Here is a 15,818-nt window from a genome sequence, read left to right on the forward strand (position 1 = left end):
CTCCTTGTATTAAGCTAAGTTTAGAAATGCACTAGTCTCATATCACCTAATAAGTTTGATTACATAACTTTTGTAAATATATCTTGGCGTGTCGACAAACATGCTAATTCTTTACATATATCTCATTTTACACCAAACCACATGTCAGTACAATCCATTATCTACATCTAAAGTTCATGTGCTTGCATTAAAGGAAACAAGACGCAAGATATCTGTACATACCGTATAAAGCGATAGATGTTCCGTGGTGCTTACTCCTCAACTTTTTATTACGACACGCAGATGTAATAATCCGGGTCGCCTGATTCGAGGTACATTTTGGAGTATCGTGAGCAGCACTCCACTTTTTATCCCCATGCATTCACATTTTTGCAAAGTAAAGGTCAGATTTTAACGATTCACCGAAAATCCGTTCGCTAAAGATTATCTGCTCAATCAACATATTGAAGTTTTTTACGTCGAGACTTTTCCCGATCTTCATTCAAAAGTATTTCCTCTAACTAAATGAACTTACTTCCTGCCGAAAAAACAAAAGCCCGAAGCGGTATGTTTTGCTTCGGACTTTTTGCCCCCATGATCACAGTGCGGGAATTTTCTAAAAAATATGCATTTTAATGCATATCTATGCGTTTCTCATTAATTATGAAATTTCACTCTCATCATTTTTGAAATAGTTCTCAACGATTCTGACAACACACACGTTGAGCAGACCACTCGAGAGTATATCACATACTATAACGTATTTCGAATTCAAGCGAAACTAAACAACCAGTCACCGATTGAATTTCGGCAACTGGCTGTTTAGTAAAGGTGTTTTGACCCCTGTCTCAAATCAGGGGGGCAGCCCCATTTTGCTTCGGGCTTTTTGCCTTTTCGAAAAAATTCATTTATCCAATTCTTACGAGCACTTGCTATACCCGCAGTTGCTGCAAGTTTTGCAGCCCTCGATGTTGATCAGCGAGGCGGAGCCGCAGGATGGGCACAGGTCGCGCGAGGTGGCCGGTGCACTGCCGTGGCTGTAGCCGCCATGCGAGCCGTCTGCCGTGCCGTGAACGTGTGCTGTCTCCTGTGCAACCGTTGCGGCTACCGGCGCTGGGTCGTGGTCGCCGTAAGGTCCGTTTTGTACGTGCGTCTCCAACGCTTTGGCGACGGCGTCCGCGATCGATTCTACACGGTTCGGACCAAAGCCGATTGCTCCCGTTCCGCCGATGCCTTTGAGGTGCTTAATCAGCAGTTCAACCTTCTCGCCATGGTCGCCGTAACGCAGGAACAGCGAGCAGACGCGGCCAAGGGCTTCTGCCATCGCGAACACGTCAGAACCAGCTTTACCTACGTTCAAGAAGATCTCACCTGGAGTCCCGTTCATGTCATTGATCGTGATATAGGCCATGCCAAACGGCGTGTTGATTTTATACGTTGCTCCATGCAGCACTTGCGGGCGTCTCTTGTATTGTTCGCCGGTTTTTGGGCTGCTGGCTTGAACCGAAGCATTTGCCGGTTGTGGAGTTGCCGCTGCGCTAGGTTGAGCAGATGCTTCCTCTTTCTTCTCTTCCTTCTTCTCCGTTTGCAGAACTTGCACATCGCGGCTGCCATCGCGGTAGATCGTTACGCCTTTGCAGCCAAGGTCGAAGGCCAGCTCATACAGCCGTTTCGTATCTTCAACCGTAAAGTCGGACGGGCAGTTGGCCGTTTTCGAGATCGAGCTGTCCACCCAACGCTGAATCGCCGCTTGTACGCGGATATGATCTTCCGCCGACAAATCCATCGCCGTTACGAAGTAATCCGGCAGCGGTTCGCCTGGATGCGCGTCCATCCATTCCTGCGCGATCGGCACGAATTGCTCGTCGAAGCCGAGACGGCTTTGACGGTAATATTTGAAGGCGAAGTACGGTTCGATCCCAGTCGAAGTGCCAACCATCGTCCCTGTGCTGCCAGTTGGCGCTTGGGTAATGATCGTGACATTGCGAATCCCTTTGGTGCGGACAGCTTCACCAACTTCTGGATACACTTCCGTCATGTTCTTCATAAAGCCGCTTTGTAAAAATTTATCTGCTTCAAATGCCGGGAAGGATCCTTTCTCTTCTGCGATATCTGCAGAGGCCAGGTAAGCTTCCTTCGCAATAAAGCCATACAATTTATCGAGGAATTCCAGCGATTCCGGGCTGCCGTAACGGATGTTCAGCTTGATCATCAGCTCGGCCAGACCCATCGTTCCAAGGCCAACGCGGCGCTCTTTCTTCTGGTTCTTCTCGTTTTCTTCAAAATGATAAGGTGTCTTGTTGATGACGTTGTCCAAGAAACGAACTGAATAACGCGTAGTTGTCGCCAGTTCATCCCATGCCACATCGTGCTTCTCTTCATCGTAGAACTTGGACAAGTTCATCGCCGACAGGTTACATACGCCCCAGCCCGGCAGTCCTTGCTCACCGCACGGATTCGTACAGATGATCGGGTTAAAGTACCAGCTGTTGGACATTTGGTTGTAGTATTCCATGAAGACCACGCCCGGCTCAGCGGATTTCCAAGCCGATTCGATGATCGTATGCCAGATCTCACGCGCTTTGACGGTACGGTAGTGGATCACTTTACGTCCATCGGCTTTCCATTTATCGAGATCGCCGTCCCACACCTCGTTGTAATCCTCGTAAGTTGTATCCGGGAATACCAGATCCCAATCGAGGTCTTCTTTTACAGCTTTCATAAAAGCATTGCTGACGCAAACCGACAAGTTCGCGTTGGTCACTTGGCCCATCGTCTGTTTAACAGTGATGAAGTCCAGCACGTCCGGATGCCAGTCGTTGATCATCAGCATCAGCGCACCGCGACGGCTGCCGCCTTGCTCGATCAGGCCGGTTGTGTAGCTGAACAAGCCGCCCCAAGATACAGCACCGCTGGAAGAGCCATTAACGCCACGAACGATCGCACGACGTGGACGCAGGGAGCTCAAGTTAATGCCTACGCCGCCGCCGCGAGCCATGATCTCGGTCATTTCGGACAGCGTCTCCATGATGCCGCCCCGGCTGTCCTTCGGCGAAGGAATAACATAACAGTTGAACAAAGTTAACTCATCACTGGCACCGGCACCAGCCGCAATCCGTCCGCCCGGAACAAGCTTCCAATCATCCAGAATATAACGGAATTTCTCTTCCCATTCCTTCTGTTTCTCTGGCGTTTCCTCAACCGAAGCCATCGCTTTGGCCAGACGGTCCCACATTTCTTCAGGCGTTTTCTCGATATTGAGGGTCAGCTTCTCGACGTCGGTCTCCACCAGATCGCCCCGGCGGGTCTTCACCGTAACCTTACGGCCGTCACGGGCAACAACCTCCCCTACTTCCTTCGTCGGGAATTTTGGGTCGTCCTTCGTCAGAACGAGTACGACATCGCCCACTTTGGCGTGGCTAGGATCCGCGTCCTTCCAGGCGTACCGGTCCAAGAAGATTTTCTCACTTAGCCCCTCAAGGCGCTGTTTTTGCACAGTTTTCAAAGAAAACACCCTCCTAAAAATTGATTCAGAGTATCCTTTAATTAATCAGTCATTCGCCTCGATTCCTAAAGTCGAAATTAGGCAAAAAAACGAAAAAAACGCTGTATCAAGCCGGAAATCGCCCGCTTGATCACCGCGGCACACACCCTGTAAACGGTAATATCATATGTATGAATCACAATATATTGTGTGCGAATACCATTATACTATACAATATCTCGTTGTCATAGCAGTTCAGGGTGAAATTTTAGGCTTTAATCCGAATACATCTCGCCCAACCCCCTGTTTCCTTCAATTCTCTCTATTTTTCAGACTCAAAACTATAAAACCGCTTTGTAACCATTTCCAAGAAACCAGGGAAGCATCTCCTAAGTTTTATTAGATTTGAATTAACACAATTTTAACAAATCAATGGGAATCCTGCCCCCAAAAAGGAGTAAACTAGAAATTGAGGTTCATAACTTACGAGGAGATGAGTTCAAGTGAAAGCTTTAAGATGGCATGGCGTCAAGGACCTAAGACTGGAGAACATCGAGGAGCCAAAAGCGGAACCGGGCAAAGCGAAAATCAAGGTGGAATGGTGCGGGATTTGCGGCAGTGATCTGCACGAATATGTAGCCGGCCCGATTTTTATCCCTCTGGAAACCCACCCGTTAAGCGGAGATAAAGCGCCGATCGTCATGGGACATGAATTTTCCGGACAAGTGGTTGAAGTTGGCGAAGGCGTCACCCGCGTGGCCGTCGGCGATCGCGTCGTGGTTGAACCGATCTATGCCTGCGGAACCTGCGAGGCTTGTAAGCAAGGGAAATACAATCTTTGCGATAAAATGGGCTTCTTCGGCCTGGCGGGCGGAGGCGGCGGATTCTCCGAATATGCCAACGTACCGGAACAAATGCTACATAAAATCCCGGATTCGGTATCCTTCGAGCAAGGCGCCCTGGTTGAGCCATCCGCTGTAGCACTTCATGCAGTCCGCTCCAGTAAATTTAAAGTGGGCGACAAAGCAGCTGTCTTTGGCACCGGACCGATCGGTCTGCTGGTGATCGAAGCACTGAAGGCTTCAGGGGCTTCGGAAATCTATGCGGTCGAGCTGTCTGAGGAACGGAAGCAGAAGGCTGCCGAGCTCGGCGCCATCGTCATCGATCCGAAAGAATACGATGCCGTCGAAGAAATTCACAAGCGCACGCAAGGCGGTGTGGACGTAGCCTATGAAGTGACAGGGGTTTCTCCCGTGCTAACCCAGGCGATCCTATCCACCAAAATCGGCGGTGAAACGATGATCGTCAGCATTTTCGAGAAGGAAGCCTCCCTCCATCCGCAAAACATCGTCATGAAGGAACGTACCGTAAGCGGCATTATCGGCTACCGCGACGTCTTCCCGGCGGTGATCAGCTTGATGGCTCAAGGCTACTTCTCGGCGGACAAGCTGGTGACGAAGCGCATTAAGCTGGATCAAGCCATCGATGAAGGCTTTGAAGGACTCCTCAAAGAGCGGAATCAAATCAAAATCTTGGTGAAAGCGGAGTAAAATAGATCAAGCAATCGCCGGTCAGGGAGATGATCCCCGGCCGGCTTTTTTTTTAATGAGATAAACCACCCTCTTGCTCTTACAAGGTTATGAACTCCTTCCTTTTCGTCCATACTACACCTACGTCTGCAATTTAAGCACAAGATCTGCCAGATTCGGATCTTTTCTCTCCGTAATCGAGCCGACAATCACGCACCAAAAGGGAGGTTTTACAACTATGAATCCTCATCCCTCCGGCCCTTCCCCCCAACCGGCCGCGTTGCCAGAATTGCACGCCCCGATTCCCATCGACTTCGACCGGGGCTGGTTCAACGAACTTAAGACCCGGCATCAAAAGGGCGGCCCCTGGGACGATTGGAAGCTGTTTAACCTTGCCCTTGAGGCCGAAACCGCTTCGCTTGTGACCAGCTTTGAGGAAATGCAGTGCTTAAAGCATCTGAACAACGTCACCCCGCTGCCCCATCAGACCGAAACCGCCCGCAAAGTCCTGTTCGAGATGCGCGGACGGGCTATTTTAGCCGACGAGGTGGGGCTTGGGAAGACGATCGAAGCGGGCTTAATTTTAAAGGAATATATCGTGCGCGGATTAGTGAAAAAAGCGTTGATCTTGGTGCCGGCCTCCTTGGTGCTGCAATGGGTTCGGGAGCTGAACCAGAAGTTCGGCATTCCGGCCGTAGCCCAGAAGAAGGAGCATTCTTGGCACAACGACGTGGTGGTTGCATCCATGGACACGGCAAAGCGCGACCCGCATAAGAACATTTTGCTGAACAACGAATATGACCTGGTGATCGTGGACGAAGCCCATAAGCTGAAGAATAAGAAAACGTCGAATTATCAGTTCATGCTGCAGCTGCGGAAAAAATATTGCCTGCTCCTCACCGCCACCCCGGTGCAAAACGACCTCGGCGAGCTGTTTAACCTGATCACGCTGCTGAAGCCGGGTCAACTGGGCGGGCAGAGCGAGTTTGCTGCGAATTTCGTCGTCGATAAGCGGCTGCCGAAGAATGAGGAGCAGCTCAAGGATGAGCTGGCCAAGGTGATGATCCGCAACCGGCGCGGCGACGGTGAGCTGGAGTTCACCAAGCGGATCGTACGCAACATCGACGTGGAGTTATCCCCGGAGGAGAAGAACCTGTACAACGGGGTAACTTCCTTTGTCAAAGACCAATATCATGCCAACGGCGGAGACCTCAACAGCATGCTGTCCCTCGTCACCTTGCAGCGCGAGGTGTGCAGCAGCCGCGACGCCGTGTTTGTCACGCTGGTGAACTTGTCGAAGAAGCTGGCTCCGGACTCCCCGATTCGCGACCGGATTTGGGATCTCGTCGATCTGATCCGCCAGATCAAAGCCAACAGCAAAGCGGAGAAAGCGATGGAGCTGATCCGCGAAATGAACGACAAGGTGATCGTGTTTACCGAATATCGGGCGACGCAGGAGTATTTGCTGAAATATTTTCGCGAGCGCGGTATGACGGCGGTGCCGTATCGGGGCGGAATGAATCGCGGCAAGAAAGACTGGATGATGGACCTGTTCCGCGGCCGCGCCCAGGTCATGATCGCCACCGAAGCCGGCGGCGAAGGGATCAACCTGCAGTTTTGCCACCAGATGATCAACTTCGACTTGCCGTGGAACCCGATGCGCGTAGAGCAGCGGATCGGCCGCGTTCACCGCTTGGGGCAAACCAATGACGTCCATATATATAACCTGTCCACCAAGGGCACGATCGAAGAGCATATCCTTCACTTGCTGCATGAGAAGATCAATATGTTCGAAATGGTCATCGGCCATCTGGATGTGATTTTGGAACGGTTCGAGAAGCAGCATTCCCTGGAAAAAAGCCTCTACCAAATCATTCTGGAATCCGGCAGCGACGAGGAAATCGCCAGCCGTGTCGACTCGCTGGGACGCGAATTCGATACGATTAAATCCGAGCTGGATGCGGAAGCCGAAGAACGTGGGAACAACGGCGGTCTGCAGCAGCTCTTGGGAGGTTGAGTTGCGGTTATGTCCATGACCCGAGAGCAGATTCGCGATTTTGTGATGACTTATTTGGAAGCGACGGAATGCCAGTTTCTCGAAAAATCGCCCCATCACGTCACGGTGAAGCTCTCTCCCCGCGCCGACCGCGATTTGACGAACCGCCCTTATTATTGGGGGTTCATCGATCGGACCGGGGCGGAGCCAGAAACGATGTCGTTTTCGTTTATTTTTGACCCGGAGGCGCACCAAGCGGTCGAGAAGGCGAAAGCCGCTCAGGAGCAGGCGGACGCCGGGCAGCAGATGGAAAACGCCCAGGAGGACACCTTGCTGGGACGTTATTTTGGGGCGGTCCGGCCGTTGCCGGTGCTTGGCCCCGGCCGGATTCAACGCGAGGAGCTGGCGTTTGGCAGCTCGCGGCTCAAGCAGATCTTTGAGGCGGCGCGGAAAGGCGGCCGCTATGTGTACTTGTTCGAGGAGCCGGGGCAGCGGCAGCGGACGGCCTTGCTGCCCGCCGCTTACGAGCCGTGGCTGGGCGTCTGCTTTAAGGTGGAGTTCTGCTGCGATATGAAGCGGGAGGAGCTGCATTTTTACGGCGTATCCTTACTGTCGGGCGAGGTCGATGAATCGTTTCAGTCCCGGATCGTGGGCAAGCCGCTGGTCCCCCGATTGCCGGAGAATATCCATATCGAGCCTACCCGGCTGTCCTTGGATGCCGGTCGCTTGGCACTCGAGCAGCGTCTGACCGAACAGATCCAGGCCTACGATGACACCTGGGCGCAAGAAGCCCGCGAACGGCTGAGCGATGAGCTGGCGCTGATCGACGCCTATTACAAGGATCTGATCAAGGATCCCGAACCCGAGCGGGCGCAAGGCGCAACCGAGCAATACGAAGCGAGACGGGAGGAAATCCGCTGGCAATACGAGCCGAGAATTGTCGTATCCGCCTTGGGCTGCGGCATCTTTCATCTGCGTTCGCCGAGGTGACGAGAAATAGACGGATCTCGCTAAAAGACCGCAAAAATAGAAGCCGATGGCGGCCAAACCGCGCGACAGGTTGCAACATCCTTTTTGGACCGGCTTCGGTACAATGGACAAGCAATCGAAATCAACAGGCCAAGGTGCCATACGAATTGCCAGGGAGGCGATGTCATGCCACAACCGCGTTATCTCCGAACCAACCTGAAAAAACGATCGATCACTTGCAAAATTCTCTTATGCGCAAGCATCTTATATAGCGCAGCCAGCGCAGGTTTGCCGCTGGCGGCGCCCCGGGCCACGGCGGATGCGCCAGCGCCTGAGGCGCTGCGGCGCTTTGCCGCCGAGGCCATCGACAAGCTGGCCCAGGCCGAGCCGTTTACAGCCTGGGCCGGCGCCGCCGCCACCATCGAGCCGCTGGGACCGGGCACGCACAGCTGGCTCGTCACCTTAGCCGGCGGCGGCGGTGCGCCTGCGCCGCGCGGCTATCTCATCATCTCCGCGACGGAGAGCGGAGATTACAAGCTGGTCGAATACGGAATGGGCGCTTATTCCGTATTCGACCCAGCGCTGCTCGAGGCCGCGCTGCGGCAGAGCGGCCTCGGCGCAGCCGCTGCGGGACGCGTGACCGCCGTCCCGCTCTACGCCGGCCCGGCATTGGCCGCGTGGAGGGTTCACCTGCCGGAGGGCGGTGAACCCGGCTACGTCAATGCCGCCGACGGCGAATGGCTGCCCGAAACGACGGGCAGCTGGGACAAGCAGGCGGGCGGCTATGCGCCGCCGCGGCTGGCCGCCGGCAGCCGCGATTCCCTATCGCCCGCCCCTATGGTCTATACGTCATCCCGCTTCGATCCTTACGACAATCTGCGATGGATGACGGCCAAGCCTTTGACGCTGAAGCCCGACGCCTTCACCGGTAAATTAACAGCGAGCCAGAAGCTCGTCTATGCGGCTTCCGGAGCCGAACGCACTTATTCCTTTCCTTTGCCGGTCTACGGCTATCAAATTTGGAAGAGCGACAGCTTGTCCGAGGCACCAACCGCACCATCGGCAGAAGCCGGGGCCGAAACCGAGGCCGTCTACGTTGTCACCGGCACCGACACCACCCTCCGGCTGATCGCGCTGGATGCCTTGATGGCCAGCGGTAAATTCGTCACTTTCTAGCTGCTGAACCTATAGAGAAGAGCACTGCCCTTAGCTGGCAGTGCTCTTTTTGGCTTAATCACGCGTACCCTTTCAGGCGATTCCTGCAAAAATACAGTTTTTTGAGACGGAATCGCCGTTTTATCTAAAATAACTGCAAAAGTGCAGGCTTTTTGCCCCCAAATCCTCCATTTGCCCCAATTCGCGAAAAATAACTGCAGTTTTGCAGGCTTTCGCTGAAAAATCAGGATTTCCCCGAAAAAAACTGCACTTTAAGTCAATTTCATAATTCAATTTATTAGCTACTGCAGGTAACCAATTTCGAGGTGTACATTTTCAAAAAAAGTTACGCGGCTTGTTTGGTCAAACGGATGTTCATGTTCAAATAATCCAGCGCATATTTAGACACATTGTACGCTAGGTAACTTAGTTCGAGATCGACGAACGCACGTTTTTTGAGCCTTCGTGTAGTGCCCATGCCAAAGTATAACTTCAGATATGCAAAGACGCGTTCAATAGCGGTCCGCTGCTTAAACAATTCGGCAAACTTCTCGCTTCCCCGGCCAGGTGCTGTGTATTTGCGGACGTCGGTTTCTATCCGGATTTTATACACCTTCTGGCAGCCTTTAGCTTGCAGCGGACATTCCTTGCATTCTTTCGGACGGGTAAATTTCACGTTGCCCCCCTTCGGGTCGTAGCTGTCATAACGGTACGGATGGCCTTGTTCACACAGCGGACGATAATATTTGTCTTCCTTCAAAGGCAGCTTGGTGCGGTGAATTAACGGGATAATCGGAAAAGCACCTAACTTGCGGATTTGTCGGTATACCGCTTCGCCGTCATAGCCCTTATCAGCCAAAACGTGCTTAACCTGCAGATCCGGAAATCGCTCCTGAAGTCGCTTCAGCAGCATAATGGCCGGTCTCTGGTCACTGACATGAGCGGAGCAGGTCTCGCCGGCAACAATATATTGGCTTGCCGTGTCGACGAGCAGATTCGCCTTGTACCCGTACCAGAATTTCACGCGGTGGGTGCCTCGCGGATCGCCTTTTGCGCCAGTGCTTGGGTATTGCGGCATATCGCGGGCGAGTTCTTCGTAACTGGCTGGCAACATGTCGGCTACTCCCCGTTCGAAGAAACCAAGCGACGCTTCGTAAGCATCCATTTGCTTCCGCCACTCGTCCCATTCCGCTTTCGGGATTCTCCCGCGTTTGGAACGTTTGGGCTTCTCCGGCTTGGCTTCCTGGGACGGCGTGCATGTGTCCGCGGAGAACAAGGCAGGGTCTTCGTCAACGAGAGGGCTGGAAGAAGTCGTCGTCTTCCCTTCATCCAGCTTCGGATTTCGGTCGAAGGCCTCAATGTGGGACGAATCTATTGCCAGAACCTCACCCGAAAGAAACCCTGCGGCAATTGCCTGGTCTACCACTGTATCCAGAACGTGTCTCAGTACGCCGCTTTGAGCCAGCCTGGCTACAAGGCGGGAATAGGCGGCTTCACTCGGTACCCGGTCCGAATCGGTAAAGCGGCATAACCTTCTGAATTCGGAACTGGTTCGCAGACGCTTGATCAGATCTTTCGTATAGCGGATATGTTCCAGTTTTCCAATAATGAGGGAATACATCATCGCTCTGGTATTTAAACTTTCGGAGCGGCCGCGGGTACTTTTTTTGCTAACGGCATGCAGGATGATCCCCATGGGGACGTGTTCCAGAATGGCACTGTATTTTGCCTCATCCGCCATTCCCATTAATTCCTCGAAGGAAAATAGCTCTGCTTGTTGAATACCATACATGGGAGTACTCCTTTCTCGTGGTTGGTGTGGTAACCTTTACTTCGAGATTTTGGGGAGGTACTCCTTTTTTACATGCTGAAAAACCTTATCCCACAAGGGGTTACAAATTATGAAATTGACTTCTTTTGCAGCTTTCTCCGGGCAAATACCTCCGGCGGACCCTATGAACCCGCCGCCGAACCCGTACCTCCCTCTGCGGCGGCCTGCGCCGTCAATCGTGCCGGTCGGCTGAGCAGCTGGCGCAAGCTGTCCAGATTGGTCAACACCGTGCCGGCGATAATCGCGACCCCGCCCAACACCGCAAACCATCCGGCCGTTTCTCCGTAAAACAATACGCCAATCGTCATCGCAATCAGCGGCGATACGTACAGCCAAGTTGACGGAAACACCGGGTTGGTCTTGGCCACCAGCCAGTAAAACAAGCTGTGCCCCACCATCGAACCCACCACGGTTAAATATAACAGCGAGCCTAAGGCAGTCGGCTCTAGTAGGTCCCCCGCCGTCACCCGCTCGGTGAAGCCCGACAGGAGGAACAGCAGCAAGCCGCCGTAAATCATTTGTGCGGCGTTCAGCGCAATCGGCGACACCGCTGCAAAATTCTCAGTGACTCGTTTGGTATACAAAGCGCCGATCGAATACATTACTTCCCCGGTCAAAATCGCCGCGCAACCGATTACCCAGCGGGGTCCGGCCTGTACCGACACCATGTTGGGCAGCACCAGCAGCATGACCCCGGCCAAACCGATCATGATGCCCAGGACGGCGCGTCCCGTCGCTTTTTGCCGCAGCACCATCATCTGCAGCAGCAGGATCATCAGCGGCCCTGTAGCCGATAATACCGCAGCGACGCCGGACGTGACGTATTGCTCCGCCCAATAAAGTAACGCAAACGTCCCGAAGGTCAGCAAAGCTCCCGTAACCAGCATTTCCTTGCGCAGCAGCAGGGTCCACTCCGCTTTTTTTCTCCAAACCATCCACAGAAACAGAATCGCCCCGGCCGCGAAGAAGCGGATCCCCGCGGAGAAAAACGGAGGCGCCGCATGATCTACCCCGATTTTTATCGCTAAAAACGTCGTGCCAAATACGAGACATACGATCAAATAGTTGACCACAATCATGGAAATCTTCCCCTTTCAGCTGTTGAAATGTATCATACAGGAAAGAGGACAGAACAGATGACTCATCATAGAACAGATACTCGGTTTTTATGTATAAAATAGACTCACGCCACAAAGCGAAGGAGAGATGGCGATGAACATAAGGCCAAAGCCGGCAGAGCCTGGGAGGATTCGGTATACGCAAGTGTATAAGTATATCCTGGACCGGATTCATCGGGGGGATTGGAAGGCGCACGATAAGCTGCCCTCCGTGCGTGAGTTAGCGGGCGAGCTGCAGCTTCACCGGTTAACCGTCTTCCGGGCCTACGGGCTGCTGAAGGAGCAAGGATACATTTACGTCAAGGAAAAATCCGGTTATTACGTGTCCGGAGGCCGACCGTATACTGATCCCGCCGAACCCGAGGATGCGAGCAACACCCGTTCCAACCTGACCACCGGCGGAGCAGGCGGAACAACGTTTAACGCTCTAGCTCGGCACGGGACCGGTCATCTGCAGAATACCTTAAGCGAGATTCACCAGATCCCAGCGGTCTACTCTTTCTCCCAAGCGCTCATCGACCCGAACCTGCTGCCGAATCTGTTCCTGTCAGACCACGTGAAGCAGGTGTTCGACCGTTATCCTAAGCTGCTGGGCACCTATTCCTCCGTCCAGGGGGACGAGGAGCTGCGGGAACTGCTCTGTGCGGATATGCAGCGAAAAGATAAGCTTCAAGTCTCCTACGACGAGCTGCTGATCACGACCGGCGGCCAGCAAGCGATCGACCTGCTGGCTGGCGTTTTTCTTCGTCCGATGGATTATGTGTTGGTGGAACGCCCAACCTACAGCTCGGCGCTCGATTGCTTCCGTCAGCGGGGCGCGCGTCTCCTCCCTGTGGAGATTCATCGGGACGGATATGACCTCGACCTTGTTGAGGGTTATATGAAGCGCCATAAACCCCGGATGTTTTATATGAATCCTACATTTCATAATCCGACGGGATTTATCGTGCCGGCCAGCCAACGCAAGCGGCTGGTGGAGCTGGCCGAGCGCTACGGCTGCCTGATCGTCGAGGACGACGCGGTTCATGACGTTTATTTCGATGCGCCGCCTCCCCCGCCGCTCTATTCCTACGATACGGAAGGCTGGGTTGTATACCTGCGCACCTTCAGCAAATACCTGGCGCCGGGGCTGCGTATATGCGCCGTTGCCGCTCGCGCGGCGGTAATGGCCCCGCTGCTGACGGCCAAATCGCTGGCCGACAACGGCACGCCGCTGGTCAACCAGAAGCTGTTCCAGCACTGCTTCGAGTCCGAGCGGCTCCAGCAGCACCTGGAGAAGCTTCGGACGGCGCTGCAGATTCGCCGGGACGTGATGGAGCAAGCGCTTGCCGCCGGCACCGGATGGCAGTGGTACCGTCCGCAAGGCGGATTAAACTTGTGGGTCCGCCTTCCTGAAGGCTTAAGCTCCAATCAACTGCTCACCGAGGGCGTCCGCCGCGGGTTGACGTTCGTCCCCGGAACGATTTGTGATCCCTTGGGGGAAATGGATGACCGGATCCGACTCAGCTTTTCGTTTAAGAATGAGGCACAAATTCGTGAAGGCGTTCACCTGTTGGTCCAGTTAGCGGATGAGTTGGCGCGAGGGGGATGAGTTGGTGCAGGGCAAATGGGCACGAAGGCGAAGATGACGATGGCAATGACAAAGAAAGAATATCCCCGGCTCCCAAGCGCATCTAAAAACAGCCGCCCTCTCCCTTTCGGGACAGAAGGCGGCTGTCATCAATAACCGGGTTCAGCTTCGGCTTACTCAAACTTTCCGTGAGTGAGAAGCCTGTTCTTTTCTCTGGGCTTCTTTCTTCTTTGGCTTGGGAAGCTGCCCGGCCCACAGGGAGATGGAGGACGGGATCATGCCGAACCAGCGCCGGCTCCACGGTTCCTTCGCCTTCGACCGCTCGCGGCGGATTTCCCGCGGGGTTTCCACGTAATCTACTACCCGTTCGGTGATATATTTGACCAATTCGTCACCTTTGGCCATGGAGATAAGCTCCTTTCTCGCATTGTCGTTCTTCGTTAGCCCTAGTTTGCGCCGATTCCCTCCACCTTAAACCCGCAAATCCCCAGACGTATGACCGCAGCCGCGGAATGCATGATTTCCCCGCCGCAGGTTCACTCTATAGAGGAAGTATCTCCTGAAAGGTGAGACAAATGGGAAAAATGATACGATGCCTGTTAACGCTAACGTTGACGGTCTCCATTGCCTTGGGAAGCGGCATCGCTCCGGCCGCGGCGGATGAAGGCAACGACCTCAGGCATGCCTTCCCCGAGCCGGTGATTCTGATCGATGCCGGCCACGGCGGAATCGACGGCGGCACGTCTTATAAACAATATCTCGAAAAGGACATCAATCTCGAAATCGGGCGTCGGCTTTACGTCGTCCTCCGAAGCCACGGCTACCGCGCGATTCTCAACCGGACTGGTGATTACGCCTTAAGCGACGACAACCGCTGGCTTCCAAGCCGCTCGCGGCACCTGCGGGATTTGGCGCAGCGCAAGGAACTTAGCGAACAGTTGCCCGCTTCGATCGTCGTCAGCCTGCATGTCAACTGGGGACGGAATCCGGCCAAACGCGGACCGCTTGTGCTCCATCAGAATGAAGGACGCAGCGCCATACTGGCCGCTTCGATTCAACGGTCGCTGGAGCGGTTTTACCAGCTGGACGTTTCCCGAACCCCGGAGCTTGGCAAGCCGTTTTATTTATTGAACCATATCGATTGTCCGGCTGTAATTGTAGAGATGGGCTTCCTCAGCAACGAGGAAGACCGCGCTATCCTCACGAACAGACGCGGTCAACAGAAGATTGCCGAAGCATTGTATCGCGGCATCGCCGAATACTTTACGGTAATGTAAACCCCGGTCCCAGCTGAAGGCTAGGACTAATTTGTTCCCAGACCAGCTCACTCGTCCCGATGAATTGGACACCTACAGCCTGTAAAATTGGGATGTTCTTTTGCAAGGCGGCCGCGGTTTTCTTACCCTGTACCCCTACATGCCCGATCGTTACGCAGCTATTGCGCTTACCTTTATTTAGGATGTTCAGGACCTGCCGCAGTTGTTTCGTAACATGCGCTTCGCTGCCTACATCGTCCAGAAAAATATCGTTTTCCAGCCGGGGCAGCCCCATCTTCTCGCTTAAGCGGGGAACAACGGACCGAGAGTTCGTTTTGCTGTCAATGAAAAATAACCCCCGCTCGCGGCATACCTCCAAAATCACCGACATCACCCGCTCGTCCTCAGTCACCTTCGAGCCCATATGATTGTTCATCCCGATGGCATAGGGAACTTGGTCAATCGCGGCTTCAACCCTTTGCCGGATCTCCTCGTCTGTCATGCTGGAGAGGATCGCCCCAGGTCCCAACCATTCCGCCTTCCCTTGCTTGGGCTCCATCGGCATATGAATGATCACGTCGTGCCCGTACTCATGCGCCCGCCGGGCATCCTCCTGCGTCGTTTCCAGGAATGGCATGACCGCCACGGTTAATTTGATCGGCAGGTTGAGGATTTCCTCTGTACCGGCCATCCCGTTCCCTAAATCGTCGATAATCACCGCCACCTTGTGGGAAGCGGATCGCGGTTTGAGGGCGGCCTTATGATCTTGTGTTTCTGACTTCAGTTCACTTGATTCCGTGCCCGGGTTCTCTGCTAAATTATTTGCTGTCGGCGCGGCTTGTCCGCTAATCGAGGCCGTTAGCAACAGCGCGGCAAGACCACCGGCAGCCAGTATTGGGATCCGTCGAACCAGTTTTTTGAAATAGGACAT

11 protein-coding genes and 1 pseudogene are annotated in these 15,818 nt (G+C 53.8%); 7 read left to right on the forward strand and 5 right to left on the reverse strand.

From position 1 onward, the window contains the following. Positions 1 to 676 precede the first annotated feature (676 nt). Positions 677 to 805, forward strand: a pseudogene (locus tag ACL02P_RS08915) (IS3 family transposase); the annotation flags it as partial. 93 nt (positions 806 to 898) lie between these two features. On the opposite strand, the gene ACL02P_RS08920 reads toward ACL02P_RS08915, so the two are convergent. Then, positions 899 to 3,484 carry an adenosylcobalamin-dependent ribonucleoside-diphosphate reductase gene (locus tag ACL02P_RS08920; RefSeq protein WP_036643702.1) on the reverse strand — a complete coding sequence of 862 codons (2,586 nt, stop codon included), beginning with the start codon at positions 3,482 to 3,484 and terminating at the stop codon, positions 899 to 901. Between the two features lie 482 nt (positions 3,485 to 3,966). Here ACL02P_RS08920 and ACL02P_RS08925 point away from each other — a divergent pair, with 482 nt between their 5' ends. The 4 genes from ACL02P_RS08925 to ACL02P_RS08940 all read left to right on the forward strand — a co-directional run bounded on the left by ACL02P_RS08925 (position 3,967) and on the right by ACL02P_RS08940 (position 9,133). Then, positions 3,967 to 5,013: a 2,3-butanediol dehydrogenase gene (locus ACL02P_RS08925; protein ID WP_323076302.1), complete on the forward strand. Its 1,047-nt coding sequence runs from the start codon at positions 3,967 to 3,969 to the stop codon at positions 5,011 to 5,013. Positions 5,014 to 5,230: 217 nt separating this feature from the next. Then, positions 5,231 to 7,009, forward strand: coding sequence for a DEAD/DEAH box helicase (locus ACL02P_RS08930; RefSeq protein ID WP_412837144.1), 1,779 nt, complete (start codon positions 5,231 to 5,233; stop codon positions 7,007 to 7,009). A 9-nt stretch (positions 7,010 to 7,018) separates the two neighbouring features. Continuing rightward, positions 7,019 to 7,978, forward strand: a complete 960-nt coding sequence (locus tag ACL02P_RS08935) for a YqhG family protein (RefSeq protein WP_009222858.1) — start codon at positions 7,019 to 7,021, stop codon at positions 7,976 to 7,978. Between the two features lie 165 nt (positions 7,979 to 8,143). Continuing rightward, positions 8,144 to 9,133, forward strand: a complete 990-nt coding sequence (locus ACL02P_RS08940; RefSeq protein ID WP_412837145.1) for a hypothetical protein — start codon at positions 8,144 to 8,146, stop codon at positions 9,131 to 9,133. Positions 9,134 to 9,458: 325 nt separating this feature from the next. Here the strand turns inward: ACL02P_RS08940 and ACL02P_RS08945 are convergent, their stop codons facing one another. Both ACL02P_RS08945 and ACL02P_RS08950 read right to left on the reverse strand, forming a co-directional pair. After that, positions 9,459 to 10,904, reverse strand: a complete 1,446-nt coding sequence (locus ACL02P_RS08945; RefSeq protein WP_412837146.1) for a transposase — start codon at positions 10,902 to 10,904, stop codon at positions 9,459 to 9,461. A gap of 161 nt (positions 10,905 to 11,065) precedes the next feature. Then, positions 11,066 to 12,022, reverse strand: a complete 957-nt coding sequence (locus ACL02P_RS08950) for a DMT family transporter (protein ID WP_009222855.1) — start codon at positions 12,020 to 12,022, stop codon at positions 11,066 to 11,068. A gap of 133 nt (positions 12,023 to 12,155) precedes the next feature. Between ACL02P_RS08950 and ACL02P_RS08955 the strand changes: the two genes are divergently transcribed. Further along, positions 12,156 to 13,652, forward strand: coding sequence for a PLP-dependent aminotransferase family protein (locus tag ACL02P_RS08955; RefSeq protein ID WP_412837147.1), 1,497 nt, complete (start codon positions 12,156 to 12,158; stop codon positions 13,650 to 13,652). Between the two features lie 156 nt (positions 13,653 to 13,808). On the opposite strand, the gene ACL02P_RS08960 is transcribed toward ACL02P_RS08955, so the two are convergent. Continuing rightward, the gene (locus tag ACL02P_RS08960; RefSeq protein ID WP_009222853.1) at positions 13,809 to 14,036 is read right to left on the reverse strand and encodes a YqzE family protein; all 228 of its coding nucleotides are present in this window, start codon (positions 14,034 to 14,036) and stop codon (positions 13,809 to 13,811) included. 161 nt (positions 14,037 to 14,197) lie between these two features. Here ACL02P_RS08960 and ACL02P_RS08965 point away from each other — a divergent pair, with 161 nt between their 5' ends. Continuing rightward, entirely contained in the window at positions 14,198 to 14,908 is a 711-nt protein-coding gene (locus ACL02P_RS08965; RefSeq protein ID WP_009222852.1) for an N-acetylmuramoyl-L-alanine amidase family protein, read from the forward strand. Here the strand turns inward: ACL02P_RS08965 and ACL02P_RS08970 are convergent. After that, a complete protein-coding gene (locus ACL02P_RS08970) occupies positions 14,895 to 15,818 on the reverse strand; it encodes a divergent polysaccharide deacetylase family protein (RefSeq protein ID WP_009222851.1) in 924 nt (307 codons plus the stop codon). The two genes, ACL02P_RS08965 and ACL02P_RS08970, sit on opposite strands and share 14 nt — an antisense overlap.

It is taken from the genome of Paenibacillus sp. MB22_1, from assembly GCF_047200555.1.
Lineage (GTDB): Bacteria > Bacillota > Bacilli > Paenibacillales > Paenibacillaceae > Fontibacillus > Fontibacillus phoenicis.